We start from the raw sequence: 25,430 nt of genomic DNA, 5'->3' as shown, positions 1-25,430 counted from the left end.
CCTCTCTCGTTCAGGCGCGCGTTGCGGCGCCGGTCCAGGGCAGGGCGAGTTCGGAGAAGAGCGCGAGCCGCTCGGCCGCGGTGTCGACGTCGCGGTCGACGCCGGGCACGACGAAGTGCCGGTCGGGCCCGCTGTCCACGGCGTGGACCCACTCGGCCGGCAGTGGCAGGGGTTCGGGCGCGTCGCGGACGGTCTCCACCAGCGCGGTGAAGGCACGGGTCGCGGCCAGCGGGGCCAGCAGCGGTTCGCCGTCGCGCAGGTGCGCGACGAGGTTGGCCAGCAGGTCGCGCGGCTGCGCGACCTCGCGCTGTTCGCCGCCGATGGTGACCAGGTCGGTCTTGTAGTGCCAGCGGATGCGGCCTTCGGTGCCGTGGACCAGCACGTACGGCTCGTGGTCGGCTTCGGCGTCGAGCGTGGCGGCGACGACGACGTCCGGCGCCCCGGCGAAGCTCAGCCGCGCGCAGGCGGTGTCGTCCGATTCGATGTCCCGGGCCCGGTACAGCTCGACGGCGGTCCGCTCGGGCAGGACCTCGGCGGTGCCGTTGACGAGCAGGGCGGTCGCCACGGCGTGGGCGAACGGGTTGGTCAGTGAGCCGTCCACGACCGGCTGCCCGCCGACCCGGCGGCGGCCCGCCCACGTGGCGCGCGCGAAGTACCGGTCCCGCCGGATCCACGCCCCGGCGGCGGCGATGCCGGTGACCGTGCCGATCTCACCGTTCGCGATGGCTCTTCGCACCACGGGGACGGCGGCGGAGCCGAAGCTCTGGAAGCCGGTCTGGCAGGCGCGGCCACGGGCCAGCTCGGTGAGTTCGGCGAAGGCCGCGAGGTCGAGCACGGGCGGTTTCTCGACGAGCAGGTGACACCCGGCGGCGAGCGCGAGCTTCGCCAGGGGCAGGTGGGTGTGCGGCGGGGTCGCCACGACGGCGATGTCCGGGGTGGTGCGGGCGAGCAGTTCGGCCGCGTCCCGGGTGACGACCGCGCCTTCGGGCAGCAGGGCACGGGCTTCTTCGGAGGGTTCGCGGATGTCGCAGGCCCCGGCGAGGACGAGTTCGCCGCGGTCGTGCAGGGCACGGGCCCGGCGCAGGTGCTGGGCCGCATAGCCGGCCATGCCGAAGACGACGACCTCCGGCGTCATCGGCGGCCGCCGGTCGCGACCGCGGCCAGGGCCAGGGGCCCGGCCACGACGAGGGCGAGGATCGGCAGCATCCAGACGAGCAGCACGGCGATGCCGACGGCGGCGGCGAGCAGCAGGCCGTTCTTGGGATCGGCGGCGGTCTCCCGCGCGGCGGCGACGAACGCCCGGCGCCAGGCCGGGGTGCCGGCCGCCGCCCCGCCACCCGCGGCGCGCTGCCCGCGCAGAGTGGGCGACGAGCTCGCGGCCGGGCCGCCGCCCGGCCATCGCCCGGCGGCGCCGCTCACCGCCGGGGTGGGCGAGGTGCCACCCCACCGCGGCCCAGCGGCGCCGCCTGCCGCCGGGGCGGGCGAGATCCTGGCCGGCGCCCCGCCACCCCACCGCTGCCCGGCCGGGGCGCCGGTGGCCACCAGCTCGCAGGTCCGCGCCGCCACGACGACACCGGCCACCGCCAGCACCCACAGCGCCGGCCGCAGCACCCCCGCCCCCGGCATCGAGGTCACCACCGCCAGGTCCACCGCGAACAGCGCCACCGCCACCAGACACGCCAGCCCGAAGCCCACTCCGCCCCGGGCCGCCGAGCGGAAGTCGGCCCAGAACGTCGTCCACAGTGGACCTCCCACGTCGTGCCGGGACCGGTCCAGGATCCGGCAGCCCGCCGCGAACGCCGGGGCCGCCGTCACCACCGGGATCGAGGCGAGCGCGACCAGCAGGCCCGCCAGCAGGCAGTCCGAAAAGCCGGCCAGCCCGGTTCGCCACTCTGTTGATCGCTTCAGCGTTCGCATTCCTTCACCCCTTCAGGCCGCTGGTGCTGACGCCTTCGACCAGCAGGCGCTGGAAGGCGAGGAAGAACAGCACGATCGGAACCAGCGCGAGCGCCGACATCGCGAACATCGCGCCGAAGTTCGACTCGCTGCTGGTGTCCACGAACAACCGCAACCCGAGCGGCACGGTGAACTTCTCCGTGTCGTTCAGGTACACCATCTGCGTGAAGAAGTCGTTCCACGTCCAGATGAACGTGAAGATCGACGTCGTCACCAGCGCCGGTTTCGACAGCGGCAGCACCACGTGCCAGAACGTGCGGTACACCGAACAACCGTCGATGATCGCCGCCTCGTCGAGCTCGCGGGGGATGCCGCGCATGAACTGGACGATCAGGAACACGAAGAACGCCTCGGTGGCCAGCAGCTTCGGCAGGATCAGCGGCACGAACGTGTTGACCAGGCCCGCCTGCTGGAAGATCACGTACTGCGGGATCAGCGTGACGTGGTACGGCAGCATCAGCGTCGTGATCATGAACGCGAACAGCACGCCGCGGAACCGGAACTTCAGCCGGGCGAAGGCGAACGCCGCCAGCGAGCACGACAGCACGTTCGCCGCCACCGACAGCCCGGCCACCAGGAACGAGTTCAGGAAGAAGCGGCCGAACCCGACGCCCGCCGCCCCTTCCCAGCCCTTCGTGTAGCCGTCGAAGACGAACCGGGTGGGCAGCAGCGCCAGCCGGGACAGGATCTCGTCCGGCGGCTTGACCGACGCGAACGCCAGCCACACCAACGGATACAGCACCACGGCGACGATGACCAGGCACAGCACGTGCCAGCCCACCGAGCGGGCGCTCCGCGGCAGCACCGTCATTTCCGGTCCTCCGCATCGTCGTAGAACACCCAGAGCTTCGCGGTCCGGAACACGATCGCCGTCACGATCGCGATGACCACCAGCAGCACCCACGCCATCGCCGACGCGTAGCCCATCCGGAAGTCCTGGAAGCCGACCTCGAACAGGTAGAGCGTGTAGAACAGGTCCGCGTCGGCCGGGCCGCCGCGGCCGCCGCCGATGACGAACGCCGGGGTGAACGCCTGGAACGCGTGGATCGCCTCCATCACCAGGTTGAAGAAGATCACCGGCGACAGCATGGGCAGCGTGATGTGCCGGAACCGGCGGAACGCGCCCGCGCCGTCGATCGCGGCCGCCTCGTGCAGCTCCGCCGGGATCTGCTTGAGGCCGGCCAGGAAGATCACCATCGGCGCGCCGAACTGCCACACGCCCAGCAGCACGATCGAGGCCAGGCTGAACTGCGGGTCGTCGACCCAGCTCGGCGTGTGCCAGCCGAAGAACGCGAGGATCTCGTTCACCGGGCCGCCGCCCATGAACAGCGCCCGCCACACCAGTGCCGCCGCGACGCTCGCGCCGAGCAGCGAAGGCGCGTAGAACGCCGCCCGGTAGAAGCCGATGGCGCCGCGGCGGGTGTTGAGCAGCATCGCCACCAGCAGCGACACCGCCAGCTTCAACGGCACCGACACGAACACGTAGATCAGCGTGACCTTGACCGACTGCAGGTAGCGGTCGTCGCCGGTGAACATGTGCGTGAAGTTGCCGAAGCCGACCCACTGCGGCGACGTGAACATGTCGTAGTCGGTGAACGACAGGTACAGCGAGACCACCATCGGGCCGACGGTCAGCGCCACCGCGCCGAGCAACCACGGGGTGAGGAAGGCGAACGCCTCCGGCTGGCTCTTGCGGCGGCGCCCGGCCGGGCGGTCCCGGCGCCGGACGCGCGCGGTCGCCGTGGGCGCGACCGGCGGGTCCGGGGTGCGCAGGGTCGTCATCGGCTAGGACAGTCCCTTCTGGGCTTCGGTCATGAACCGGTTGACGGCGTCGCCGATGCTCATCCGGCCGAACGCGATCTCTTCGTACGTGCGCTGGAGGAGCTTCTGGATCGCGCCCGCGCCCTTCGGCGGCACCGGCGGCGCGGCCCCGAGCTTCGGTTCGAGCGCGGCTTCGTAGTCGTAGAGGGTCTTGTCGTTGCCCTTGGCGTCGGCCGCCAGCTGCGCGCGGACCTTGAGGTTCGGCGCGAGGCCGCGGTCGGTGCCGACGATCTTGCCGACCTCGGGGTCGTTGACCAGGAAGTCGACGAGCTTCGCCGCCGCCTCCTGCTGCTGGCTGCGTGAGGAGACGGCCAGGAACATCGACGGCCGCCGGTACTGCCCGGTGTCGCCGTTCGCGCCGCTCGGGTACGGCGCCACGTTCAGCGGCTTGCCGTTCGCCTTCTGGTACGCCGGCAGCAGGTTGTCGTAGGCGAACTCCGAGCTGGTCAGCTTCTTGCCCAGCGGGGACTGCTCGGGCGAGGTGTTGTAGGACGCCGTGACGTCGGCGGGCGAGGCGGCCTTCGTGTCCCGGAACCTGCTCGCCAGCTCCCAGTAGCGGTGCAGGTCGTCGCCGGTGAAGCCGAGCTTGCCCTCGGGGGTGTAGAACTGCTTGCCCTGCTGGCGCAGCCAGATCTCCAGCGTCGTGTCGAGGATGCCGAAGTCGGTCACCCCGCGCGTCTGGCCACCCGTCGAGCTGACCTTCTGCGCCGCCTCGGCGTACTGATCCCAGGTCATGCCCTTCGCCGGGTCGGCGCCGGCCGCCGTGTACGCAGCGGGGTCGTAGATCATCGCGGGCGTGTTCTGTGCCCACGGCACCGCGTACCGCTTGCCCTGGTAGACGCCGGTGGCCGCCAGCTCCGGGTTGACGTCGGCGAGCGAGATCGCCTTGCCCGCGCCGGAGTTCAGGTCGGCCAGGACGTTGCGGCCGCCGTATTCGGCCAGGTAGCGGCTGTCGACGTTGAGCACGTCCGGCGGCTTGCCCCCGGCCGTCTGCGTCGCCAGCTTCTCCCAGTAGGCCGCGTACGCCGAGAACGACGTCTGCACCTTGATGTTCGGGTTCTTCTGCTGGAAGAGCTCGACGGCCTTCTTCGTGAGGTTCGCCCGCCCTTCACTGCCCCACCACACGAAGTTGATGGTCACGTCGCCGCCGCCACCACCGGAGTCCGAGCCGCAGGCGGCCACCCCGGTCAGCAGCAACGGGACCACCACGGCCAGCGCGACGACACCCCGTCTGGTTCCACGCACAGTTGTCCGCCCCATCGAACTCTCCGTCCTCAGCCGGTCAGCATTCTTTCTGAAAAACTGCCTGAAAACGCTGTCAGCGCGCTCACGGTAGGCAGGGCCCCGCGCCGGTGTCAACGACCAATTCGGAAGAATAGCCCTTGTGCAGCAACGGTTTTGGCATTCAGCGGGCTGAACGAGGGCAGGCTGAGAAAGCGCTTACCGGAACCGGGTCGATGGCCGGGCCGTCAGCGCGAGGAGCACCGGCTCGGCTCAGCCGGTGCGTTCGGCGGCCGGGCCGCCCGCTCGCCGTCGCGCGGCACTCGCCCACGGGACGCCGATCTCGGAGAACAACGCCAGCCGGTCCGCGGCGACGGCGACCTCTTCGCCGATCCCGCGCACGACCGGGTGCCGGCTCGCCCCTTCGCCGACCGTGCGGATCCAGCCCGCCGGGATCCGCGACGGCGACGGCGCGTCCCGCACCGCTTCGACGACCGAGGCGAACGCCCGGGTCCCGGACAGCGGCGCGAGCAACGGCACGCCGTCCGGGTCGAGGTGGTGGGCGATCAGGTTGCGCAGCAGGTCGGCCGGTTCACCGAGGTGGAACCGCTCGTCGTCGATCTCGAGGCGGTGGCTCTTGTACCAGAACTTGGCGCGCGCCCGCTCGCCGTGCACCACGACGTAGGGCTCGTGGTCCTGTTCGGCACACAGCGAGGCCGCGACGACGATCTCAGGCCCGTCGCCGAACCGGATCCGCAGGCACGCGGTGTCGTCGGCCTCGATGTCGCGGGTGCCGTAGAGCTCGAGGGCGATCTCCGCCGGGTCGCGCCCGGCGACCCCGCCGACCAGCAGGGCGGTGGCCACGGCGTGGGAAAAGGGGTTGGTCAGGGCGCCGTCGACGACGGCCTCGCCGTCGAGCCAACGGCGGCCGGCCCACGGGTTGCGGCGGTAGTAGGCGTCGGTGCGGATCCACGCGCCGGCCGCGCCGACGCCGGCCACGGTGCCGAGCTTCCCGGCGGCGATCGCGGCACGGAGGACGGGCAGCACCGGGGAGCCGAAGCTCTGGAACCCGGTCTGGCAGGCCGCTCCGGTTTCCGCGGCCAGCCGCGTAAGCGTGGTGAAGCCGTCGAGGTCCAGGACCGGCGGGGTCTCCAGCAGCAGGTCGCTGCCCGCGCGCAGCACCGCGGCGCCGGTCCGGACGTGCGCGTGCGGCGGGGTGGCGACCACCGTGATGTCCGGGCGGCAGCGGCGGAGCAGGTCGTCGACGCCCGCGTGCGCGGTACCACCCGGCGGGAGCAGCGCGCTCGCGGCGGCCGACGGCGGCCGGATGTCGGCCATGCCGGCGAACCGGACCAGGCCTTCGTCGTGCAGGATCCGCGCGCGGTGCAGGTAGCTGAACGCGTAGCCGGACGTGCCGACGACCGCCAGCCTCGGCGGGTCCGCCACGGTGCGGCTCCGGCTCCCCGACATGGATCTCCGATCGGCGGGGCCCGGTGGGTGCCCGCGCGGAACTGACGAATGGGTCAGGCTTTCGGGAGAAACTTCCGGTCGCCACCGTAGGGTGTGCGCGACAAACGTGTCAATGATCAGGAGCCTCGGTCGAAATCGTCGAAGCCGCGGTACTCCGAATGGCCGCGTGCGTTTCGAGATAGCGCTTACTGGAAGAGACCACTGCCGACTGCAAGTCATGACCGCCGGTTTGCAGGATTTGTTGACAACGCTCTCGGGCGTTTCCATGATGTTGCTGGGGAGCCTGCCGAGGAGTAGCCGTGACCGTGACGATTCACGACGTCGCCCGCCGGGCCAACGTGTCGATCTCGACCGTCTCGCGGGCGTTCACCTCCCCGGACCTGGTCCGGCAGCAGACCCGCACCCGGGTGCTGGCCGCGGCGCACGAGCTGGGCTACCACGCGGCCGGCACACCGCAGCCGGGGCCCGCGGTCCGCACCGGGCACATCGGGATCGTGGTCTCGGACCTGGGCAACCCGTTCTTCACCGGCGTGCTCAACGGCGTCCAGGCCCGCGCCCGGCAGGACGACATCGCGGTGCTGTTCGCCAACAGCGACGAGGACCCGGCGACCGAGCAGAACCTCGTCCGCCGGATGGCCAAGCAGGTCGACGGCGTCGTGCTGTGCAGCCCGAGCATGACCGACGACCAGCTGCGCGCGCTCGCCGGGCAGACGACGCTGGTGCTGCTCAACCGGGAGGTGGCCGGGATCCCGTCGATCGTGATGGACGCCGCGGACGGGATGCGCCAGGCGATCGAGCACCTGGCCGCACTCGGCCACCGCCGCTGCGCCTACCTGGGCGGGCCGCGGACGTCGTGGGCGAACCACGCCCGCAAGCTGGGCCTGGCGGAGACCGCGCGGAAGCACGGCACGGACGTGGTCGAGTTCGGCCCGTTCCCGCCGGTGTTCGAGGGCGGTCTCCAGGGCGCGGACCTCGCCCTCGCGGCGGACGTGACGGCGATCGTCGCCTACAACGACCTGGTCGCCTTCGGCGCGCTGGCACGCTTGAACGCACGGGGGGTGCCGGTCCCGGAGGAGATCAGCCTGGTGGGCTTCGACGACCTGGTCTTCGCGGCGATCTCGGCGCCCCCGCTGACGACGATCGCGATGCCCACGGAGGCGGCGGGCCGCGCGGCGGTGACGATCCTGCTCGGCCTGCTGGACGGCGAGGCCGACGAGCACACGACGCAGGTGCTGGACACCCACCTGATCGTCCGCGCCACGACGGCCCCGCCGGCGGGTTAGCTCCCGAAGACGTTCCGGTTCAGGAACGGGTTGCGGAACTTGCCCTCCGGGTCGAGCCGCTCGGCCAGGGCCCGGAACTCGGTCAGCCGCGGGTAGCCCGCCGGGACGCCGTGGAAGAGCTTGCCCCAGTGCGGGCGCGCGCCGAAGGGCGCCAGGCGCTCCTCGAGCACCGGCAGCACCGCCTCGACCTCGGCCTGCCGCGGCTGCCACGTGAAGTGCAGGGCCACCCGGTCGCCGCCGTGGCAGGGGCTGAGCCACAGGTCGTCGCCCGCGATGGCGCGGATCTCCGAGACCAGCAGCAGCGGGGCCACCCGGTCGCCGATCTCGCGGACCGCCCGGATCGCGGCGGTGGCGGCGCCGTAGGGCACGAAGTACTCCGACTGCAGCTCGTCGCCGACGCTCGGGGTGAACGCGAGCGCGAAGTGCGGGAGCCGCTCGTGCCACGGGCCCGGCACCCCTTGCTGCGGCGTGCAGTTGTCCGCCGGGATGCCGGCCGCGTGCGCCGGGTGGCGGGGCCCGTCCGCCGGGACCGCGCCGAAAAGCCCCGCACGGCCGGCGAAATCGTCGACGCGGTTCTTGAGCCACACCTGGTCGATCGCGTCGTTCGCCCAGTTCGTGAACATGCTGACGCTGTAGCCGGCGTCTTCGATTTCGTCGAAATGCCCGTACGCGGCTTCCCACGGCAAGTCGTCGAACACGTCCTGGCGGACGTCGAACGCCGGAACGACGTCGAGGGTCAGCCGGGTGACGACGCCGAACGCGCCCAGCCCGACGACCAGACCCGGGAACTCGGCGTCGGCGCGGGTGAAGGTCCGCAGTTCGCCGTCGGCGGTGACCAGCTCGATCCCGGAGACCGCCGCGGCCAGCCCCGGCTGCCGTCGCCCGGAGCCGTGGGTGCCGGTCGCGACGCTGCCCGCCACTGTGATGTGCGGCAGCGACGCCAGGTTCGGCAGCGCGAAGCCCGCGTTGTGCAGCTGCTGCGCGAAGTCACCGAAGCGGGCCGAGCCGCCGACTGTCACCGTGCCGTCGCCGACCTCGACGGGAACGTCGAGGGCGCGCAGGTCCAGCAGGAGCCCGCCCGGGGAGTCCGCGATGTCGTTGAAGCAGTGCCGGCTGCCGAGGGCCTTGACGTGCGCCGCGGCCGCGACGGCTTCCCGCACTTCGCCGACGGTCCGCGGTGTCGTCACCGCGTCCGCGCCGTAAGTGAGGTTCCCGGCCCAGTTCGACTCGCCCACCCGCCATGTCCTTCCGCCGTACGAGATCCACTCCCGACCCTACGTGAGCACGGCGAGCGCCGGACACCGGCACGAAAAGGGGCCGCCGGGCGGATTCCGGCGGCCCCTCGATTTTCGCGGACGTTCAGGAAACGGTCGTCGTGCCGAGCGTGGCGTCCTGGTCCGGCGGGTCGAGCGTCAGGGCGACGTCGAATTCGCCGAGGGCGCTGTCGGTGACGACGTGGGTGGTCGCGGCGGCGTCGACGCTGCTGGTCGCCTCGCCCGCCGGGGTGCCGGCCGGGACGGTGAAGTCCACCTGGCCGCGCGCGGTGAACTTCAGGGTGCCCTCGGCCGGCACCGGCGTCTCGGGGATCGGCAGCTCGACCGGGATGGCCACGGACTGGCCGCCGATCGCGACGTTCACCTGGGACTTGATCGTGCCGGCGAGCTTGGTGGCGCCGACCAGGCGCAGGCCGTCGCCGGCGGCCTGGCCGGCGTCGACGTCGAGGCTGAAGGGCACCGAGACCGGCGAACCGGCGGTGGCGGTCGCCGGGATCTCGGCCCCGACCACGACGGTGACCGTCTGGTCGCCGATGAGCGGGAACCCGCCCCGGTAGGTCAGCGTCTTCTCCGCCGCCGCGGCCGGTCCCGCGGAGCCGACGGCCACCGCGCCGGCCAGCAGCGCGGCGAGCCCGATTCCGCGGAATCGACGGCCGGTTTTCCGCATGAGGGTATCCGTCATGACTGGTCCTTTCCTCGTCGAACGGCGGTTCGGATACTAGGTGGAAAACTTCCTCACCAGCCATGACGTTTTTCGGTGAACCAGGAATTTGTCACGCGCACGGTATTCCGGCGCGCGATTTTTTGTTATGCGCCCGCGCGCGGGTGACAAATTGTTCGCGCGGAACCCGTACGCGCGTCAGCGGGGTTCGCCCGGGACCGCGCGGAGGTCGCCCAGCAGCTCGACCTGGCCGCTGAGCACCTCGGTCAGGATCTTCCGGGCCACCGCGAGCAGTTCGGCGACCTCCGCACTCGTGAGCGAGTAGTGGACGGCCGAGCCTTCCTTGCGGGTGGTCACCAGCCCGGCCCGGCGCAGCACGGCCAGGTGCTGCGACATGTTCGCCGGCTCGATCCCGACCTGAGGCAGCAGCTCGGACACGGCGTGCTCGCGCTCGCTGAGCAGTTCCAGGATCCGGATCCGCGCCGGGTGCCCGAGCGTCTTGAAGAACTCGGCTTTGACCTGGTACAGCGGCCTGCTCACGAAGAGCCCTCCCCGCCACGGCGTCCGATGGTGCGCATGCCCCCGATCCTGCCGTGCCGCCGCCGCGGCCGCGCGGGGTACTCCCCCGACGCCGGTCAGGACCGGCCCTGCCGCGGGATCGCCGCGTCGACGTCGACCGGCGCGGCCACGTCGATGCCGTGCCGGCGGGCGAGGTCGAACAGCTCCTCCAGCCGCGCGGTGTGCAGTTCGCCGGCGTAGTCCTCGCCGTCCGCCCGCGCCGCCGCGAGCTCGCGGTAGACGACGCCCACGCGGCGCCGCAGGTTCAGCTCGAACTCGTTCACGACCGGCCGCCCTCCTGTCGCATCCCAGGACTTGCTAATGTTCGCAATTGCTGAACAGGTTACACCCACGGCCCGCCGAGAAGGGATTCCCGTGACCGAGCTGGTCCTCACGGTGGCCGGCGACCACGCCGCCGCGGCCGCCCGCCTGCTCACCGACCACACGCCGCTCCGCGCCGTCGCGCGCCCGGTGCCCGGCGACACGGCCGGGCTGATCACCGCCGTCCGGGCGCTGGACGCGGACGCGGTGTTCCTCACCGGCGCCGACCGCGTCGCCGCCCGGACCGCCCAGCTCGCCCTGGCCGGCGCGCTGACGGTGTACACCGAAGAAGACACCCTCGCGATCGCGCTCGCGGCCGCCGTCCAGGTGGCGTTGTTCCGGCGCGGCCGGACCCCGGCGGACGCGCGCATCCTCGTCGCCGCCCCGGCCGCCCTGCCGCTCCTGATGCCCGTGCTGCTGGCCGCGGGCACCGCCGACATCACGCTGTGGCACCCGGCCGACGCCGCGGCGTTCCCGCTGGCCGACCTCGCCCGGGACGTCGATGTCGTGGTCGACCCGATCGGCCGCCACGAGCCCGGCCCGGGGCCGGCCGTGGTGGCACCCGGCGACCCGGTCGCGCCCCTGCTGGCCCTGCCGGGCCTGCTGCTGGACGGACCGCGCACCGGCGATCCGCAGGCGCACCCGGACGTGCACGCGGCCTGCGCGCGGGCGCTGGCCGGCCTCACCCCGGTCGACCGGCTGCTGCCCGAGCTGGCCGACCCGGATCTCGCGGCCCGCGTGGCCGGCGCGGTCGCCGCCGCGCGGAGCTGACCCTGAACGCACCGAAGGCCACCACGGCGAACGTGGTGGCCTTCGGGTCGTGAGCGATCAGTCCGTGCCGAACTCCATCGCGGCGTTGTCGAGCAGCTCGACGTCGTCGGTCCGGCCCCGCGAGGCGATCACCTCGGCACCGCCCTCGGGCATCGCGCCGATCAGGCCGGTCGACGCGGCCTGGGCGGCGCCGATCAGCTTCGGGTTCGAGCCGCCGACCATGCCGAGGCTCGCGTACTGCTCCAGCTTCGCCCGCGAGTCGGCGATGTCGAGGTTGCGCATGGTCAGCTGGCCGATCCGGTCGACCGGGCCGAACGCCGAGTCCTCGGTCCGCTCCATCGACAGCTTGTCCGGGTGGTAGCTGAACGCCGGGCCGGTCGTGTCGAGGATCGAGTAGTCCTCGCCGCGCCGCAGCCGCAGCGTCACCTCGCCGGTGATCGCGGTGCCGACCCAGCGCTGCAGCGACTCGCGCAGCATCATCGCCTGCGGGTCCAGCCAGCGGCCCTCGTACATCAGGCGGCCGAGGCGGCGGCCTTCGTTGTGGTAGCTGGCGAGGGTGTCCTCGTTGTGGATGGCGTTGACGAGCCGCTCGTAGGCGGCGTGCAGCAGCGCCATGCCGGGGGCCTCGTAGATGCCGCGGCTCTTGGCCTCGATGATCCGGTTCTCGATCTGGTCGGACATGCCCAGGCCGTGCCGGCCGCCGATGGCGTTGGCCTCCAGGACCAGGTCGACGGCGGTGGCGAACTCCTTGCCGTTGATCGTCACCGGCCGGCCCTGCTCGAAGCCGATCGTGACGTCCTCGGCGGGGATCTCGACCTCGGGGTCCCAGAACGCCACGCCCATGATCGGCTTGACGATCTCGATGCCGGTGTCCAGGTGCTCGAGGGACTTGGCCTCGTGCGTGGCGCCCCAGATGTTGGCGTCGGTCGAGTAGGCCTTCTCGGTGCTGTCCCGGTAGGGCAGGTCGTGCGCGAGCAGCCACTCGGACATCTCCTTGCGGCCGCCGAGCTCGGTGACGAAGTCCGCGTCGAGCCACGGCTTGTAGACGCGCAGGGAGGGGTTGGCCAGCAGGCCGTAGCGGTAGAACCGCTCGATGTCGTTGCCCTTGTAGGTGGAGCCGTCGCCCCAGATCTGGACGTCGTCCTCGAGCATGGCGCGCACCAGCAGCGTGCCGGTGACCGCGCGGCCGAGCGGGGTGGTGTTGAAGTAGCTGCGGCCGCCGGTGCGGATGTGGAACGCGCCGCAGGTCAGCGCCGCGAGCCCCTCTTCGACGAGGGCTTCCTTGCAGTCGACGAGCCGCGCGATCTCGGCGCCGTACTGGCCGGCCCGCCCGGGCACCGACTCGATGTCGGGCTCGTCGTACTGCCCGATGTCGGCGGTGTAGGTGCAGGGCACCGCGCCCTTGTCGCGCATCCACGCGACCGCTACGGAAGTGTCGAGGCCACCGGAGAAGGCGATACCGACACGCTCGCCGACGGGCAGGGAAGTGAGCACCTTGGACATGCGAATGATTATGCACGGCTATGCATCGTCGTGCAATCCGGGGTGCCCTGGCTCACGGAAACCCCGTTGACGTGCGTGGTTCGGTGATCACATGGGCCGGATGCACGCCGACGAGCACGCCATCGACACGACACTGGTCCGGCGGCTGGTACGCGGGCAGTTCCCCCGGTGGGCGGACCTGCCGGTCGCTCCCCTGGCCTCCGGGGGCACGGTCAACGCCGTGTACCGCCTGGGCGATTCGCTGACGGTCCGGCTGCCGCTCACCGCGGGCGGCGCCGACGACATCGCGAAGGAACGCCGGGCCCTCGGCACCCTCGGCGAGCTGCCGGTGGCGGTCCCGGACGTCGTCGCGGTCGGCGAGCCCGCCGAGGGGTACCCGTGGCCGTGGGCGGTGCACAGCTGGCTCGACGGCGCACCGGCGCGCGAAGGCCGGGACGCGCCGGCCCGCGACCTGGCGGAGTTCGTGCGCGCGCTGCGGGCGCACCCGGCGGAGGGTCCCCCGGCCCGCCGCGGGCGGCCACTGTCCACAGCGGACACGGTCACCCGCGGCGCGATCGACGAGCTGAGCCGGACCGACGAGCCGTTCGACGCGGCGGCGGCCCTCGCCGTCTGGACCGCGGGCCTGGAAGCTCCACAGTGGACCGGACCGCCGTGCCGCCTGCACGGCGACCTGATGCCGAGCAACCTCCTGCTGCGCGACGGCCGGCTCAGCGGCGTCCTCGACTGGGCGACCGCGGGTGTCGGCGACCCGGCGATCGACCTGATCCCGGCGTGGAACCTGCTGACCGCGGACACCAGGCCCGCCTTCCGCGACGCCGTGGCCCCCGATGACGCCACCTGGGCGCGCGGCCGTGGCCGGGCGTTGGCGATGGCCGTGATCCAGCTGCCGTACTACCGGAACACGAACGCGGTCATCTCGGCCAACGCCCGGTACGTGCTCACCGAGCTGGGCTGCCGCCCCGGTTCCCGATGACCGGCAGGTCCCACCGCACGGCGTGCGAGTTCCGGCCCGGAATCGAACAGCCGCCCGTGACCGCGCCGCGGTCGTTGAGGTCCTTGGCCCGGCAGTAAGCGTCCTCCGCCGGCAGCGGCAGCGGGGTGATCCCGCCGCCGGCACCCCACACGAAGAACTCGCTGGAGCCGACTTCCACAAGCGCACTGCCCGTGTCGTTCGCGGTGACGAACCAGCTCGGGACACCGTCCGGGACCGGATAGACGGTGAGCCGGCCCGCCGGGTCCCAGCGGGCCGGCCGGACCTTGCCGTCCCCGATCCCCACTTCGCCGTAGATCGTCCCGTCCTCGCCGATCTCCTCCGCGTTGCTGTACTTCCACGTGGTGTCGAGCACCGTGAGGTTTCCCGCCGCGTCCCACTTCGCGGCGTGGGAGCCGCTCGAGCCGACGACCGTGCCCGCGTTGGCGAGGTCGGCGGGCGCGCCGCCGCCTTCCAGCGGTACGAGATTGCCCGCCGGGTCCCAGTACTTCGACTCCCCCCGGTACGAGCTGAGGACCGCGCCCGCGTCGTTGATCGCGAAGGCGCGGCCGTAGCCGAGGGCCGTGACCGTCCCCTGGGTCGTGTCCCACTTCACCGCCGTGTCCGAAGCCGGAGCGCCGTAGGAGTACCCGACAGCGATACCGTGGGCGTTGATCGCCGCCACACTGGAATACACGTAGTTCGGATGGCCGGGCACCGGCGGCAGGTCCACCGGCGTCCCGGACGCACCCCACAGCGTGGCCCGCCCGACCCACCCGTTGGCGGCCATCGAGTCCCCGACCGCCACCCCGTCCTCGGCGATCGCGGCGGGCAAGACCGACGCGTAGCCCGGCTGCGGCGGCAGCTCGGTGATCCGGCCGGCCGCGTCCCACCTGGCGCCGCGCACGTTGAACGCCTTGTCGTACGCCGTCCCGAACACCACTCCGGCGTTCGACACCAGATTTCCGTAGCTGGTCAGCCCGCCGGGCAGCGTGCCCAGGTCGACCGGGCCGCCCGGTTCGTCCGCACTCGCCGGGACCGCGGTGAGCACCAGCGCCACCGCCGCCGTCGCGAAAACACCTCTGAACATCCCTGTTCCTCCCCGTCAGGTCGGTTCCGGGGTGTTCACGCGCGACGACGGTGACCGGTTTAGCTCGGCAGCAACGCCGGCGCCGCGAGGCGGGTGGCGTTCGCCGCCGCGTCGTCCGGGGCTTCCTGGGCCGAGCGCTCCGCCGCCACCCGGGCCAGGTAGTTCGCCACCTCGCGGTCCGTCCGGTGCGCGTCCCAGCCCAGCAGCGGGGCCATCAGGCCGGCCACCACGGGCGCCGCCTCGACGCCGCGGTCGCGCTCCTCGATCGAGATGCGCGTCCGCCGGGTCAGCACGTCCTCCAGGTGCAGCGCACCCTCGTGGGAAACCGCGTACACCGCCTCCACCCGGAGGTACTCCGACGTCTCCGTGATCGGCTCCCGGAGCGATGGGTCCTCCTCGATGAGCGAAAGGAGGTTCCAGATCCGCGTGCCGTACCGCTGCAGCAGGTGCTCGACGCGGGTCAGCGGCAGCCCCGACTTCGCGGCCACGGCGAAGCGGTCCTCCCACAGCTCGTGGTAGCCCTCCGCACCGGCGATCGGGAGCCGGTCGGTCCACGACGGCGGCGCCGGGCGGCCGAGCTCTTCGACCGCCACGTCGACCGCGTCCGCGGCCATCACCCGGTACGTCGTGTACTTGCCGCCGGCCACGATGACCAGGCCCGGGACCGGGTGCGCCACCGCGTGCTCCCGCGACAGCTTCGTCGTCGCGGCCTTTTTCGCCGCCAGCAGCGGCCGCAGACCGGCGTAGACGCCCTCGATGTCGTCGTGCGTCACCGGCGTCCGGAGCACGGCGTTGAGGTGGTCGAGCACGTAGTCGACGTCCGCGCGGCTCGCCGCCGGGTGCTCGCGGTCGAGGTCCCACTCGGTGTCGGTGGTGCCGACGATCCAGTGCCGCCCCCACGGGATGACGAACAGGACGCTCTTCTCCGTGCGCAGGATCAGCCCGGTGTCGAGGTCGATCTTCTCCCGCGGCACCACCAGGTGGATGCCCTTCGACGCGCGGACGGTGAACGGCGCCGGAATGCCCGCCGCCTCCGCCATGTCGTCGCTCCACACGCCCGTCGCGGCGACCACGGTGCGGGCACGGACCTCGAACTCGATCCCGCTCTCGCGGTCGACCACCTTCGCGCCGACCACTCGCTCGCCCTCGCGAAGCAGCGAAGTCACGCGAGCCCGCGTGAGCACCGAAGCGCCCTGCTCGGCGGCCGTCCGGGCGATCGTCATCGTGTGGCGGGCGTCGTCGACCTGGGCGTCGTAGTACTGGATCGCCCCGATCAGCGCGTCGTCCGCCAGCGCCGGGGCCACCTTGAAGGCGCCCCGCTTGGACAGGTGCCGGTGCCGCGGCAGCGCGCGGGCGCCGCCGAGGGTGTCGTACAGCGTGACGCCGGCGCCGATGTAGCCGCGCTCCCACACCCGGTGCTGCAGCGGGACCAGGAACTTCACCGGCCGCACCAGGTGCGGGGCCAGCTTCTGCAGCAGCAGCCCCCGCTCCTTGAGCGCTTCGCGCACCAGCTTGAAGTCCAGCTGCTCCAGGTAGCGCAGGCCGCCGTGGATCAGCTTGGACGACCGGCTGGACGTGCCGGCGGCGAAGTCGCGGGCCTCGACCAGCGCGGTCGACAGCCCCCGGGACGCGGCGTCGAGCGCGACGCCGGCCCCGGTCACTCCCCCGCCGACGACGAGCACGTCGACCTCTTCGCCGGCCAGCTTCCGCAGTGTCTCCGCCCGGTACTGCGGGGAAAGCGCGGTCACGGTGTTCCTCCTCCTGCTGTTCACTGCACGTCGACCCAGTCGAGCGTGCGGCCGACGGCCTTCTGCCAGCCCGCGTAGCCCTCGGCGCGCTGCTCGTCGCTCCAGGTCGGCGTCCAGCGCTTGTCCTCGTTCCAGTTCTGCTCGAGCTCGTCGGTCGACTTCCAGAAGCCGACCGCCAGCCCGGCGGCGTAGGCGGCGCCGAGCGCGGTGGTCTCGGCGACGACCGGCTTCGACACCGGCACGCCGAGGATGTCCGCCTGCAGCTGCATGCACAGCTCGTTGGCGGTGACGCCACCGTCCACACGCAACACGTCCAGCGTCACGCCGGAGTCGTTCTGCATCGCCTCGACGACGTCGCGGGTCTGGTAGCAGATCGCTTCCAGGGTGGCCCGCGCGATGTGGGCGTTGGTCGTGGCGCGGGTGAGGCCGACGATCGCGCCGCGGGCGTCGGAGCGCCAGTACGGGGCGAACAGGCCGGAGAACGCCGGGACGAAGTAGACGCCGCCGTTGTCCTCGACCTGGCGGGCCAGGCTCTCGCTCTGCGCCGCACCGCTGATGATGCCGAGCTGGTCGCGCAGCCACTGCACGGCCGAACCGGTGACGGCGATCGAGCCTTCCAGCGCGTAGACCGGCTTGTCGTCGCCGAACTGGTAGCACAGCGTCGTCAGCAGGCCGTGCTTCGAGCGGACCAGCTCCTGGCCGGTGTTGAGCAGCAGGAAGTTGCCGGTGCCGTAGGTGTTCTTGGCCTCGCCGGGGCGGAAGCAGACCTGCCCGACGGTGGCGGCCTGCTGGTCGCCGAGGACGCCGGTGATGGCGACCTCGCCGCCGAGCGGGCCGTCCGCGCGGGTGGTGCCGAAGCCCGGGTTCGACGAGGGCCGGATCGCCGGGAGCATCTGCCGCGGGACGTCGAAGAACGACAGGAGCTCGTCGTCCCAGTCCAGCGTCTCGAGGTCCATGAGCATGGTGCGCGAGGCGTTGGTCGGGTCGGTGACGTGCACGCCGCCGTCCGGGCCGCCGGTGAGGTTCCAGATCAGCCACGAGTCGGTGGTGCCGAAGAGGGCGTCGCCCTTCTCGGCGTCCTCGCGCACGCCCGGGATGTTCTCCAGGATCCACTGCAGCTTGCCGCCGGAGAAGTAGGTGGCGGGCGGCAGGCCGGCCTTGCGGCGGATGATGTCGCCCTTGCCCTCGCGCTCGAGCGCCGAGGCGATGCGGTCGGTCCGGGTGTCCTGCCAGACGATCGCGTTGCCGTACGGGCGGCCGGTGCGGCGGTTCCAGACGACGGTGGTCTCGCGCTGGTTGGTGATGCCGAGCGCGGCCAGGTCGTTCACCGTCAGGTTGGCCTTGTTGAGCGCGGTCGCGATGACCGAGCGGGTGCGTTCCCAGATCTCGGTGGCGTCGTGCTCGACCCAGCCCGGCTTGGGCAGGATCTGCTCGTGCTCGAGCTGGTGGCGGGCGATTTCGTTGCCGCCGTGGTCGAAGATCATGAAGCGGGTGCTGGTCGTGCCCTGGTCCACGGCACCGACGAAGTCCGGCATGGTCGTGCTCCTGTTCACTTGGCGGGCTCGAGGTCCTTGGCGGGCATGCTGTCCAGCGGGGCGTCGGCGGGCAGGTTCCGCTCGATCAGGTACTTGTAGATCGCGCCGCCGATGACCGCGCCGATGACCGGCGCCACGATCGGGATCCACCAGTACGGGAACCCGTACTGGTCGGTGAACGCCGTGTCGTAGCCGGTCAGCCAGGACGCCAGGCGCGGGCCGAAGTCGCGGGCCGGGTTGATCGCGTAGCCGGCGTTGGTGCCCCAGGCCATGCCGATGGCGACGACGAGGAAGCCGACGACGACCGGGGCGAGGTTCGCGGCCGGGGCGGTGTTGCGCAGGTCGGTGATCGCGAAGATCACCAGGACGAGGATCGCGGTGCCGATGATCTGGTCGCGGAAGGCGGCCCAGTCACCCACGGGAAGCGTGCCGTTACCCGGAAGGGTGGAGAACACGCCTTGGGTCTTGATGGTGAGGCCGGGGTCCTTGGCGTTGAGGACCTCGGTGTAGTTCCAGCGCACCAGCATGGCGGCGAGGAACGCGCCCGCGGTCTGGGCCAGGGCGTAGGGGGCGACCTTGCGCCACTCGAAGCCCTTGAACACCGCCAGGGCGATGGTCACGGCCGGGTTCAGGTGGGCGCCGCTGATCCGCGAAGCGACGTAAACACCGAGCGTGACGCCGAGGCCCCAGGCCCAGGCGATGCTGTCGTGGTCCCCGATGCCCGCGGCGACGACCTGCGCCACCACCCCGCATCCGAACAGGATGAGGATCATCGTCCCCACGAACTCGGCGGCCATCTCGCCGGCGAGCCCGCGGGCCTTGAGGCTTCGCACCATTGCTTTCCTCCACAAAGGACCTTGTCCCCCTATTGGTGAGGGAAAGTTAAGTTCGCGTGTCAGGCCGGTCAACGGACAGCGGTCGGCATTGTCGAACGGCCGAAGTGGATGTTCGACATTGTCGAATCAGGGCCGGTCAGGTTAAGGTCGCGCCGTGCCCGGTCCGATCCAGTCCATCGAGCGCGCCGCCGCCATCCTGCGGTTGCTGGCGCGCGGCTCCGGGCGCCTGGGCGTCGGCGAGATCGCCGAGTCCCTCGAACTGGCGAAGGGCACCGCGCACGGGATCCTGCGCACGCTGCAGGGCGTCGGCTTCGTCGAGCAGGACCGCGACACGGGGAAGTACCAGCTCGGCGCGGCGCTGCTGCACCTGGGCACGAGCTACCTCGACGTCAACGAGCTGCGTTCCCGCGCGATCAACTGGGCCGACGCGCTGGCCGCCCGCAGCGGCGAGGCGGTCCGGATCGGGGCGCCGCTGGAAGGCCGGGTATTGGTCGTGCACCACGTGTTCCGCCCGGACGACAGCCTGCAGACCCTCGACGTCGGCACGCTGCTGCCGCTGCACGCGACCGCGCTGGGGAAGGTCCTGCTGGCCTACGACACGACGCTGAAGGCGACCCCGGAGCCGTACACGCGCCGCACCCTGGTCACCCAGACGGCGATCAAGCGGGCGTGTGCCAAGGTACGGGAGGCGGGCTGGGCGGCCGAGAACGGCGAGATGATCGCCGGCGAGGCGGGCATCGCGGCGCCGATCCGCGGCCACGGCGGCATCGTGGTCGGCGCGATCGGGGTGTCGGGCGCGGCCGACCGGATCTGCGAGCCCGACGGCGCACCGAGCCCGAGACTGCTGAGCCAGGTCCGCGACGCGGCCCGCGCGGTGTCCCGCGATCTCGGCGCGGCCCGATGGTGAAGGGAGGACCATGGTCCAGCGGTACGTGATGTCCATCGACCAGGGCACCACCTCCACCCGGTGCATCCTGTTCGACGCCCGCGGGCGGCTCGTCTCCGTCGTGCAGCGGGAGCACCAGCAGCACTTCCCGCGGCCCGGCTGGGTCGAGCACGACGCGACCGAGATCTGGCGGAACCTCTCCCGGATCGTGCCGCAGGCACTGGCCGACGCCGGCGCCACCGCCGAGCAGGTCGTCGGGCTCGGGATCGCCAACCAGCGCGAGACCACCGTGCTGTGGGACCGGCGGACCGGCAACCCGGTCGGGCGGGCGATCGTCTGGCAGGACACCCGCACCGACGCCATGCTCGAACAGCTCGCCCGCGAACCCGGCGCCGAGCGCGTGCGGAAGCTGTGCGGCCTGCCCCTGGCCACGTACTTCTCCGCGCCGCGCATCCGCTGGCTGCTCGAACGCACGCCCGGGCTGCGCGAGCGCGCCGAACGCGGCGACGTCCTCTTCGGCACCATCGAGAGCTGGCTGATCTGGAACCTCACCGGCGGCGCGGAGGGCGGCGTGCACGTCACCGACGTCACCAACGCCTCGCGCACCATGCTGATGAACCTGCGCACCCTGAGCTGGGACGACGAGCTGCTGGAGTTCTTCGACGTCCCGCGCGCGATGCTGCCGGAGATCCGCTCGTCGACGGAGGTCTACGGCACGACCAGCCGAGTGGTCCCCGGCATCCGGATCGCCGCGGCGCTGGGCGACCAGCAGGCCGCGCTGTTCGGCCAGACCTGCTTCGCGCCCGGCGAGGCGAAATGCACCTACGGCACCGGCAGCTTCCTGCTGCTCAACACCGGCCCGACGCCGGTGCTCTCCACCCACGGCATGCTCACCACGGTCGGCTTCAAGATCGGGGACGAGCCGGCGGTGTACGCCCTGGAAGGGTCGATCGCCGTCACCGGGTCGCTCGTGCAGTGGTTCCGGGACGGGCTGGAGCTGATCGGCAGCGCGCCCGAGATCGAGACCCTCGCCCGGACCGTCGAGGACAACGGCGGCTGCTACATCGTGCCCGCGTTCTCGGGGCTGTTCGCGCCGCACTGGCACAGCGAAGCGCGTGGCGTGATCGCCGGGCTGACGTCGTACATCACGAAGGGCCATCTGGCGCGGGCGGTGCTGGAAGCGACCGGCTGGCAGACCCGTGAGGTCGTCGACGCGATGAACGCCGACTCGGGGCTGGCGCTCTCGACGTTGAAGGTCGACGGCGGCATGACCGCGGACAACCTGCTGATGCAGTTCATCGCCGACGTCCTCGACGTGCCGGTGGTGCGCCCGATGGTGGCCGAGACGGTGTCGCTCGGCGCGGCGTATGCGGCCGGGCTGTCGGTCGGGTACTGGCCGGACCTGGAGGGGCTGCGGCGCAACTGGCATCGGGCCGGCCAGTGGCTGCCGGCGATGGACCCGGCCCGCCGCGACTCCGAGTACGCGCACTGGCGCCAGGCGGTGGAGCTGACGTTCGGCTGGATGCGCCCGGCCCCGGCCGCGGCGGCGCCGGGCTCGGACCTGGTCGAGGTGCTGCTGGCCGACCACCGCCGGTTCGAGCAGCTGCTGCGCGACCTGCGCAACAGCGAAGCCGACCGGCCGGCGTTGGTGGCGGAGCTGTCGGCGCTGCTGGTCGCCCACGTGACGGCGACCGAGCGGATCGTCCGCCCGGCCGCGCCCGGCTCCCCCTTCGCCGACGACCTGCTGGCGGTCCTGGAGGGCGACGACTTCGAGAAGGCGTTGCTGCGTCTGGAGAACGTCGTGGACGCCCACGTCCGCGGCGAGGAACGCGGGCTGCTGAACGAACTGCGCCGGAGTATGTCCACTTCGGACCGGACGGGCCTGGGCCGCGCGTTCGTCGCGGAACGCCGCCGCCAGCTGGACCTGGACTGCGGTACGGCGGATCATATCCGCGGACTCGGCGACCGTTTGAAGCTCTAAACCCGTTGCGCGGTCCGGTTTCCGTCTGTCAGGGTGTCCCCAGTCGTCCGGACCCGCCTTGGCCGGGCCGCGTCCCTCCACAGGGGACTCCCCATGTCGTCCGGATATCTCTCGGTGCTGCGCGTTCCCGGCGCCGCCGCCTTTTTCTTCACCGCCGCCGCGGGACGCGTGGGCATCGCCATGACCGGCCTCGGCCTGCTGTGGCTGCTCCACGCCCGCACCGGTTCCTACGGCACCGCCGGCCTCGCCACGGCCGCGTTCGCCGTCGCCGAAGCCGTGCTCGGTCCGCAGCTCGCCCGCCTGGTCGACCGGTTCGGACAGGCCCGTGTCCTGCCGTTTTCCGTGGCCGTGCACGGGCTCGCCATCGCCGGAGTGCTCTGGTCACCCAGCCCGGCGGCGATCGCCTTCGCCGGCTGCGCGGGCGCGGCCGTCCCCCAGCTCGGCGCGCTCTCCGCGGTCCGCTGGGCGCGCCTGCTGCGTCCCGCCGACCTGCCCACCGCCTTTTCGCTGGAGTCGCTGGCCAACGCCACCGCGTTCTTCCTCGGGCCGGTCCTGGCCACCGCGCTCGGGGCGGCCGGTCACGCACCCCTGGCCAGCGCGCTCGCCGCAGCACTCGTCGTCGGCGGCGGCGCGGCCCTGGCCGCCCAGCGCCGGACCGCGCCACCGCCCGCTCGCCCCGGTTCCCTGCGGCCGCGGTTCCTCCGCCTCGCCCTGCTCAACCTGGCCGTGGGGCTGTACTTCGGGACCATGGGTGTCTCGGTGAGCGCGTTCGCCACGGAGCACGGCGTGCCCGGCGCGGCCGCGCCGATCGTGGCCGCCGGGAGTGTCGCCGGGCTGGTTTCCGGCTGGGTCTACGGACTGCGGCGGCACCGCGCCCCGGCGCGTCTCCAGGTCGTCGCCGTCGCGGCGTACTTGGCGGCCACGGCACTGCTGCTTCCCCTGGCGGCGTCCGCGTTCTGGCTCGGTGTCGCGGTGGTCGTCACCGAGGCGGCGATCCCGCCCACGCTGGTCCTGCTGAACGTCCTCACCGAGCGGGCCGCCGACCCGGCGGTCCTCACCCGGGCGCTCACCTGGAACAACTCCAGCAGTGCGGCCGGTTCGGCGCTGGCGGCGTACCTTGCCGGGCACACCGCCGACGCACTGGGCGCCTCCGCCGCCTTCGCCCTCGCTCCGGTGGCCGCGCTCGCGCTGCTCGCGCTCGCCGCCGCTCTGCCATCGGGGTGACACCGGGTCCGGCCCCTGCCCCGGCACGGTGTCGGGGAGAAGACTGCGGACACCGTTTCGCCACCGGAGGGAGCTCTCGTGTCCGACGCCGCTCTGCTGTCCCTGGCCGGCCCGGCGGGGCTCGCCGATCCGTACCCGATCTACGCGAAGCTCCGCGCGGAAACACCGATCTTCCGCAGCGAGGTCTTCGGCGGCTGGGTCCTCAGCCGGTTCGCCGACTGCCAGCAGGTGCTCGCCGACGGCGAGACGTTCCGGGTGCTGGACGCGCAGTGGCGCGACCGGCACCGGCCGGGCTGGCGCGACAACCCCGCGATGGTGTTGCTGACCGCTCTCCTGCCGTGGAAGAACCCGCCGGAGCACACGCGCGAGCGGCGCCTGCTCGTCCGCGACTTCACCGTCCGGCGCGTCCAGGCGCTGGAGCCCGCCGTCCGCCGGGCCACCGACCGGCTGCTGGACAGTTTCGCCGACGCCACGGCGGACGGGACCGCGGCGGAGTTCGTCGGCACGGTCCTCTACCCGCTCGGCATGGCCGTGATCGGCGACCTGGTCGGCGTGCCCGACGCCGACCACGACCGGCTCCGCCTGCTCACCGACCTGATCGGCAAGCAGGTCGACCCGGCCATGCCGGCGGAGCTGCGCGCCGAGGTCGACGCGGCCGCCGTCGAGTTCCGGGACTACTTCACGGAGCTGATCGCGCGGCGGCGGGCCGAGCCGCGCGACGACCTGACGTCCGCGCTGCTGGCCCGGCCCGCCGCCGACGCGGAGCTGATGTCCGAGGAGGAGGTGCGCAACGCGCTCCTCGTGTTGTTCGGCGGCGGCTACGAAACCACCGCGGGTGCCCTGGGCAACGGGATCCACGCGCTGCTGACCCACCCGGACCAGTTCGCCCTCCTCACCGCCGAGCCGGGCCTGGCGGCGGGCGCGGCCGAGGAGATCCTGCGCTGGGACGGCGCCGCCCAGATGAGCCAGCGCGCGGCCGCCGGTCCGGCGGTCATCGACGGCCACGAGATCCCACCGGACGACATGGTCGTGATCCTGGGCGGAGCGGCGAACCGCGACCCCGCGCGCTTCCCGGACCCGGACCGCTTCGACATCACCCGCGACGACGGCCGCGGGCTGTTCTTCGGCCACGGCCTGCACCTGTGTCTCGGCGCGGCGTTGGCGCGGCTCGAGATCACTGTGTTGCTCGAACAGCTGGGAAAGCGGTTCCCGACGCTGCGGATCGGCGGTGCGGTGGAGCGCCGCGCGAACCCGGCGCTCCGCGGGATGGCGGCCCTCCCCCTGACCCGGTAACCCGCGACGGCGGCCGGCCGCGACGAGCGCCCCAAGGTGGCCTTCGGTGCGTTCAACGCACCCAATGTGGCCTTCGGTGCGTTCAACGCAACCAAGGCCACATTGGGGCGCTGGCTGCCGGCGCGGCGTCCTAGGCGCCCTTGAGGCAGCGGCTGCTCTCCCGCACCACCAGCTCGGCCTCGACGGTCGCCCACGCCGGGACCGCCACGCCGTCGATGCGGGCCGACAGGGTGGCCAGCGTGCGGCGGCCCGCCGCCACGTAGTCCTGGCGGACCGTGGTCAGCGGGGGTGCGAAGTACGCCGCCTCGGGGACGTCGTCGAAGCCGACCACGTGGGCGTCGCGGGGGACTCGCATGCCCGCCTCCGCGAAGGCCGCCAGGAGGCCGAGTGCCATGTGGTCGTTCGCCGAGAACACCGCGCCCACGCCGGATTCGACCGCCAGGGACTGGCCCGCGCGGAAGCCCGAGCGCGCCGACCAGTCGCCGCGGACCACCGGGGGGACCTCGGCTCCGTGGCGTTCCAGGGTCTCGCGCCAGCCGCGCTCGCGGGCGCGGGCCACCGGGCCCTCCTCCGGGCCGCCGAGGTGCCAGACCGTCGGGTGGCCCAGCTCCAGGAGGTGCTCGGTCGCCTGGCGGGCACCCGCGTACTGGTCGGTCGACGCCGCCGGGACCAGCGGGATGCCGGCGACCGGGGCCAGCTCGGCCAGCAGATATCCGTCGAGCACCACGATCCCGGCCACGCCCTGCAGCTGCAGGCCGGCCACCGCGGCCAGCACCGCCGCGCTGCTCTTGCTCGACACGCTGAAGACGCTCAGCACGTACTCCTGCTCGCGGGCGGCCGCGCGCAGGCCGTGCAACACCGGCCCCGACGCCGACGATCCGGTCGCGACCACCCCGAGCGTGCCCCGTCGCCGGAGGGGCCGTGGGCCATCGGGACCTGCGTCGTCCGCGGACATGGGTCGATGTTAGCGATCACACAGAAGGACGTGAACTTTGTTCACCTTGCATAAATAACGAAAAGATAACGGG

General features: G+C 72.3%; 23 protein-coding genes. 7 read left to right on the top strand and 16 right to left on the bottom strand.

The genetic code is table 11. The features are described from left to right. Nucleotides 1-10: 10 nt before the first annotated feature. The 6 genes from I4Q55_RS09815 to I4Q55_RS09785 all read right to left on the bottom strand — a co-directional run bounded on the left by I4Q55_RS09815 (nucleotide 11) and on the right by I4Q55_RS09785 (nucleotide 6,468). Nucleotides 11-1,135 (bottom strand): Gfo/Idh/MocA family protein, encoded by a 1,125-nt coding sequence (locus I4Q55_RS09815; protein WP_206785966.1) that lies wholly within the window; start codon nucleotides 1,133-1,135, stop codon nucleotides 11-13. Beyond that, nucleotides 1,132-1,917: a DUF624 domain-containing protein gene (locus tag I4Q55_RS49065; RefSeq protein WP_242545624.1), complete on the bottom strand. Its 786-nt coding sequence runs from the start codon at nucleotides 1,915-1,917 to the stop codon at nucleotides 1,132-1,134. Before I4Q55_RS49065 ends, I4Q55_RS09815 begins: the two co-directional genes overlap by 4 nt. Nucleotides 1,918-1,921: 4 nt before the next feature. Next, the gene (locus I4Q55_RS09800; protein ID WP_206785964.1) at nucleotides 1,922-2,767 is read right to left on the bottom strand and encodes a carbohydrate ABC transporter permease; all 846 of its coding nucleotides are present in this window, start codon (nucleotides 2,765-2,767) and stop codon (nucleotides 1,922-1,924) included. Next, nucleotides 2,764-3,738 carry a carbohydrate ABC transporter permease gene (locus I4Q55_RS09795; protein WP_206785962.1) on the bottom strand — a complete coding sequence of 325 codons (975 nt, stop codon included), beginning with the start codon at nucleotides 3,736-3,738 and terminating at the stop codon, nucleotides 2,764-2,766. The genes I4Q55_RS09800 and I4Q55_RS09795 overlap by 4 nt, the downstream gene beginning before the upstream one ends. A gap of 3 nt (nucleotides 3,739-3,741) precedes the next feature. Further along, the gene (locus I4Q55_RS09790; RefSeq protein ID WP_307793164.1) at nucleotides 3,742-5,022 is read right to left on the bottom strand and encodes an extracellular solute-binding protein; all 1,281 of its coding nucleotides are present in this window, start codon (nucleotides 5,020-5,022) and stop codon (nucleotides 3,742-3,744) included. A gap of 249 nt (nucleotides 5,023-5,271) precedes the next feature. After that, nucleotides 5,272-6,468 carry a Gfo/Idh/MocA family protein gene (locus I4Q55_RS09785; RefSeq protein ID WP_206785961.1) on the bottom strand — a complete coding sequence of 399 codons (1,197 nt, stop codon included), beginning with the start codon at nucleotides 6,466-6,468 and terminating at the stop codon, nucleotides 5,272-5,274. 299 nt (nucleotides 6,469-6,767) lie between these two features. Here I4Q55_RS09785 and I4Q55_RS09780 point away from each other — a divergent pair, with 299 nt between their 5' ends. Continuing rightward, on the top strand, nucleotides 6,768-7,751 hold the full coding sequence (locus tag I4Q55_RS09780; protein ID WP_206785959.1) for a LacI family DNA-binding transcriptional regulator: 984 nt from the start codon (nucleotides 6,768-6,770) through the stop codon (nucleotides 7,749-7,751). Here the strand turns inward: I4Q55_RS09780 and I4Q55_RS09775 are convergent. From I4Q55_RS09775 to I4Q55_RS09760, 4 genes are all read right to left on the bottom strand, one after another. Continuing rightward, nucleotides 7,748-8,986, bottom strand: coding sequence for an FAD-binding protein (locus tag I4Q55_RS09775; RefSeq protein ID WP_206785957.1), 1,239 nt, complete (start codon nucleotides 8,984-8,986; stop codon nucleotides 7,748-7,750). The genes I4Q55_RS09780 and I4Q55_RS09775 overlap by 4 nt on opposite strands. 124 nt (nucleotides 8,987-9,110) lie before the next feature. Next, on the bottom strand, nucleotides 9,111-9,707 hold the full coding sequence (locus I4Q55_RS09770) for a DUF6801 domain-containing protein (protein WP_206785954.1): 597 nt from the start codon (nucleotides 9,705-9,707) through the stop codon (nucleotides 9,111-9,113). 177 nt (nucleotides 9,708-9,884) lie between these two features. Beyond that, nucleotides 9,885-10,226, bottom strand: coding sequence for a helix-turn-helix transcriptional regulator (locus I4Q55_RS09765; RefSeq protein ID WP_206785952.1), 342 nt, complete (start codon nucleotides 10,224-10,226; stop codon nucleotides 9,885-9,887). A 95-nt stretch (nucleotides 10,227-10,321) separates the two neighbouring features. Continuing rightward, on the bottom strand, nucleotides 10,322-10,528 hold the full coding sequence (locus I4Q55_RS09760) for a hypothetical protein (RefSeq protein WP_206785950.1): 207 nt from the start codon (nucleotides 10,526-10,528) through the stop codon (nucleotides 10,322-10,324). Nucleotides 10,529-10,619: 91 nt separating this feature from the next. Between I4Q55_RS09760 and I4Q55_RS09755 the strand changes: the two genes are divergently transcribed. After that, the gene (locus tag I4Q55_RS09755; RefSeq protein WP_206785948.1) at nucleotides 10,620-11,336 is read left to right on the top strand and encodes a hypothetical protein; all 717 of its coding nucleotides are present in this window, start codon (nucleotides 10,620-10,622) and stop codon (nucleotides 11,334-11,336) included. 57 nt (nucleotides 11,337-11,393) lie between these two features. Here the strand turns inward: I4Q55_RS09755 and argG are convergent, their stop codons facing one another. Further along, complete coding sequence (gene argG / locus I4Q55_RS09750; protein ID WP_206785946.1) at nucleotides 11,394-12,839, bottom strand: argininosuccinate synthase; 1,446 nt, start codon at nucleotides 12,837-12,839, stop codon at nucleotides 11,394-11,396. Between the two features lie 91 nt (nucleotides 12,840-12,930). On the opposite strand from argG, the gene I4Q55_RS09745 reads away from it, so the two are divergent. Continuing rightward, nucleotides 12,931-13,812, top strand: coding sequence for an aminoglycoside phosphotransferase family protein (locus tag I4Q55_RS09745; RefSeq protein WP_206785944.1), 882 nt, complete (start codon nucleotides 12,931-12,933; stop codon nucleotides 13,810-13,812). Here the strand turns inward: I4Q55_RS09745 and I4Q55_RS09740 are convergent. From I4Q55_RS09740 to I4Q55_RS09725, 4 genes are read right to left on the bottom strand one after another with little or no spacing between them, the layout of a single operon-like run. Continuing rightward, nucleotides 13,778-14,899: a hypothetical protein gene (locus tag I4Q55_RS09740; protein WP_206785942.1), complete on the bottom strand. Its 1,122-nt coding sequence runs from the start codon at nucleotides 14,897-14,899 to the stop codon at nucleotides 13,778-13,780. The two genes, I4Q55_RS09745 and I4Q55_RS09740, sit on opposite strands and share 35 nt — an antisense overlap. A gap of 59 nt (nucleotides 14,900-14,958) precedes the next feature. Beyond that, complete coding sequence (gene glpD / locus I4Q55_RS09735) at nucleotides 14,959-16,647, bottom strand: glycerol-3-phosphate dehydrogenase (RefSeq protein ID WP_206785940.1); 1,689 nt, start codon at nucleotides 16,645-16,647, stop codon at nucleotides 14,959-14,961. Nucleotides 16,648-16,667: 20 nt separating this feature from the next. Then, the gene (gene glpK / locus I4Q55_RS09730) at nucleotides 16,668-18,182 is read right to left on the bottom strand and encodes a glycerol kinase GlpK (RefSeq protein ID WP_206785931.1); all 1,515 of its coding nucleotides are present in this window, start codon (nucleotides 18,180-18,182) and stop codon (nucleotides 16,668-16,670) included. 14 nt (nucleotides 18,183-18,196) lie between these two features. After that, the gene (locus I4Q55_RS09725) at nucleotides 18,197-19,018 is read right to left on the bottom strand and encodes an MIP/aquaporin family protein (protein WP_206785929.1); all 822 of its coding nucleotides are present in this window, start codon (nucleotides 19,016-19,018) and stop codon (nucleotides 18,197-18,199) included. Between the two features lie 154 nt (nucleotides 19,019-19,172). Here I4Q55_RS09725 and I4Q55_RS50545 point away from each other — a divergent pair, with 154 nt between their 5' ends. From I4Q55_RS50545 to I4Q55_RS09705, 4 genes are all read left to right on the top strand, one after another. Then, entirely contained in the window at nucleotides 19,173-19,925 is a 753-nt protein-coding gene (locus I4Q55_RS50545; protein ID WP_206785927.1) for an IclR family transcriptional regulator, read from the top strand. Nucleotides 19,926-19,935: 10 nt separating this feature from the next. Then, on the top strand, nucleotides 19,936-21,885 hold the full coding sequence (gene glpK, locus I4Q55_RS09715; RefSeq protein WP_206785925.1) for a glycerol kinase GlpK: 1,950 nt from the start codon (nucleotides 19,936-19,938) through the stop codon (nucleotides 21,883-21,885). A gap of 93 nt (nucleotides 21,886-21,978) precedes the next feature. After that, nucleotides 21,979-23,109: an MFS transporter gene (locus tag I4Q55_RS09710; RefSeq protein ID WP_206785923.1), complete on the top strand. Its 1,131-nt coding sequence runs from the start codon at nucleotides 21,979-21,981 to the stop codon at nucleotides 23,107-23,109. A 78-nt stretch (nucleotides 23,110-23,187) separates the two neighbouring features. After that, nucleotides 23,188-24,402, top strand: coding sequence for a cytochrome P450 (locus I4Q55_RS09705; RefSeq protein ID WP_206785921.1), 1,215 nt, complete (start codon nucleotides 23,188-23,190; stop codon nucleotides 24,400-24,402). A 130-nt stretch (nucleotides 24,403-24,532) separates the two neighbouring features. On the opposite strand, the gene I4Q55_RS09700 is transcribed toward I4Q55_RS09705, so the two are convergent. Further along, nucleotides 24,533-25,357 carry a substrate-binding domain-containing protein gene (locus I4Q55_RS09700; RefSeq protein ID WP_206785919.1) on the bottom strand — a complete coding sequence of 275 codons (825 nt, stop codon included), beginning with the start codon at nucleotides 25,355-25,357 and terminating at the stop codon, nucleotides 24,533-24,535. Nucleotides 25,358-25,430 lie beyond the last annotated feature (73 nt).

Source organism: Amycolatopsis sp. MtRt-6, from assembly GCF_017308975.1.
In the GTDB taxonomy this organism is placed as follows: Bacteria; Actinomycetota; Actinomycetes; order Mycobacteriales; family Pseudonocardiaceae; genus Amycolatopsis.
The sequence above is the reverse complement of the archived record's forward strand: the minus strand, read 5'-3'. Positions and strand labels throughout refer to the sequence as shown.

Excerpts from the sequence above, each read along its gene's own strand:
- I4Q55_RS09815 (WP_206785966.1), bottom strand. The coding sequence starts at position 1,135 with ATGACGCCGGAGGTCGTCGTCTTCGGCATGGCCGGCTATGCGGCCCAG.
- glpK (WP_206785925.1), top strand. The coding sequence starts at position 19,936 with ATGGTCCAGCGGTACGTGATGTCCATCGACCAGGGCACCACCTCCACC.
- I4Q55_RS09710 (WP_206785923.1), top strand. The coding sequence starts at position 21,979 with ATGTCGTCCGGATATCTCTCGGTGCTGCGCGTTCCCGGCGCCGCCGCC.
- glpK (WP_206785931.1), bottom strand. The coding sequence starts at position 18,182 with ATGCCGGACTTCGTCGGTGCCGTGGACCAGGGCACGACCAGCACCCGC.
- I4Q55_RS09785 (WP_206785961.1), bottom strand. The coding sequence starts at position 6,468 with ATGTCGGGGAGCCGGAGCCGCACCGTGGCGGACCCGCCGAGGCTGGCG.
- I4Q55_RS09770 (WP_206785954.1), bottom strand. The coding sequence starts at position 9,707 with ATGACGGATACCCTCATGCGGAAAACCGGCCGTCGATTCCGCGGAATC.
- argG (WP_206785946.1), bottom strand. The coding sequence starts at position 12,839 with ATGTCCAAGGTGCTCACTTCCCTGCCCGTCGGCGAGCGTGTCGGTATC.
- I4Q55_RS09800 (WP_206785964.1), bottom strand. The coding sequence starts at position 2,767 with ATGACGGTGCTGCCGCGGAGCGCCCGCTCGGTGGGCTGGCACGTGCTG.
- I4Q55_RS09740 (WP_206785942.1), bottom strand. The coding sequence starts at position 14,899 with ATGTTCAGAGGTGTTTTCGCGACGGCGGCGGTGGCGCTGGTGCTCACC.
- I4Q55_RS09700 (WP_206785919.1), bottom strand. The coding sequence starts at position 25,357 with ATGTCCGCGGACGACGCAGGTCCCGATGGCCCACGGCCCCTCCGGCGA.
- I4Q55_RS09725 (WP_206785929.1), bottom strand. The coding sequence starts at position 19,018 with ATGGTGCGAAGCCTCAAGGCCCGCGGGCTCGCCGGCGAGATGGCCGCC.
- I4Q55_RS09745 (WP_206785944.1), top strand. The coding sequence starts at position 12,931 with ATGGGCCGGATGCACGCCGACGAGCACGCCATCGACACGACACTGGTC.
- I4Q55_RS49065 (WP_242545624.1), bottom strand. The coding sequence starts at position 1,917 with ATGCGAACGCTGAAGCGATCAACAGAGTGGCGAACCGGGCTGGCCGGC.
- I4Q55_RS09795 (WP_206785962.1), bottom strand. The coding sequence starts at position 3,738 with ATGACGACCCTGCGCACCCCGGACCCGCCGGTCGCGCCCACGGCGACC.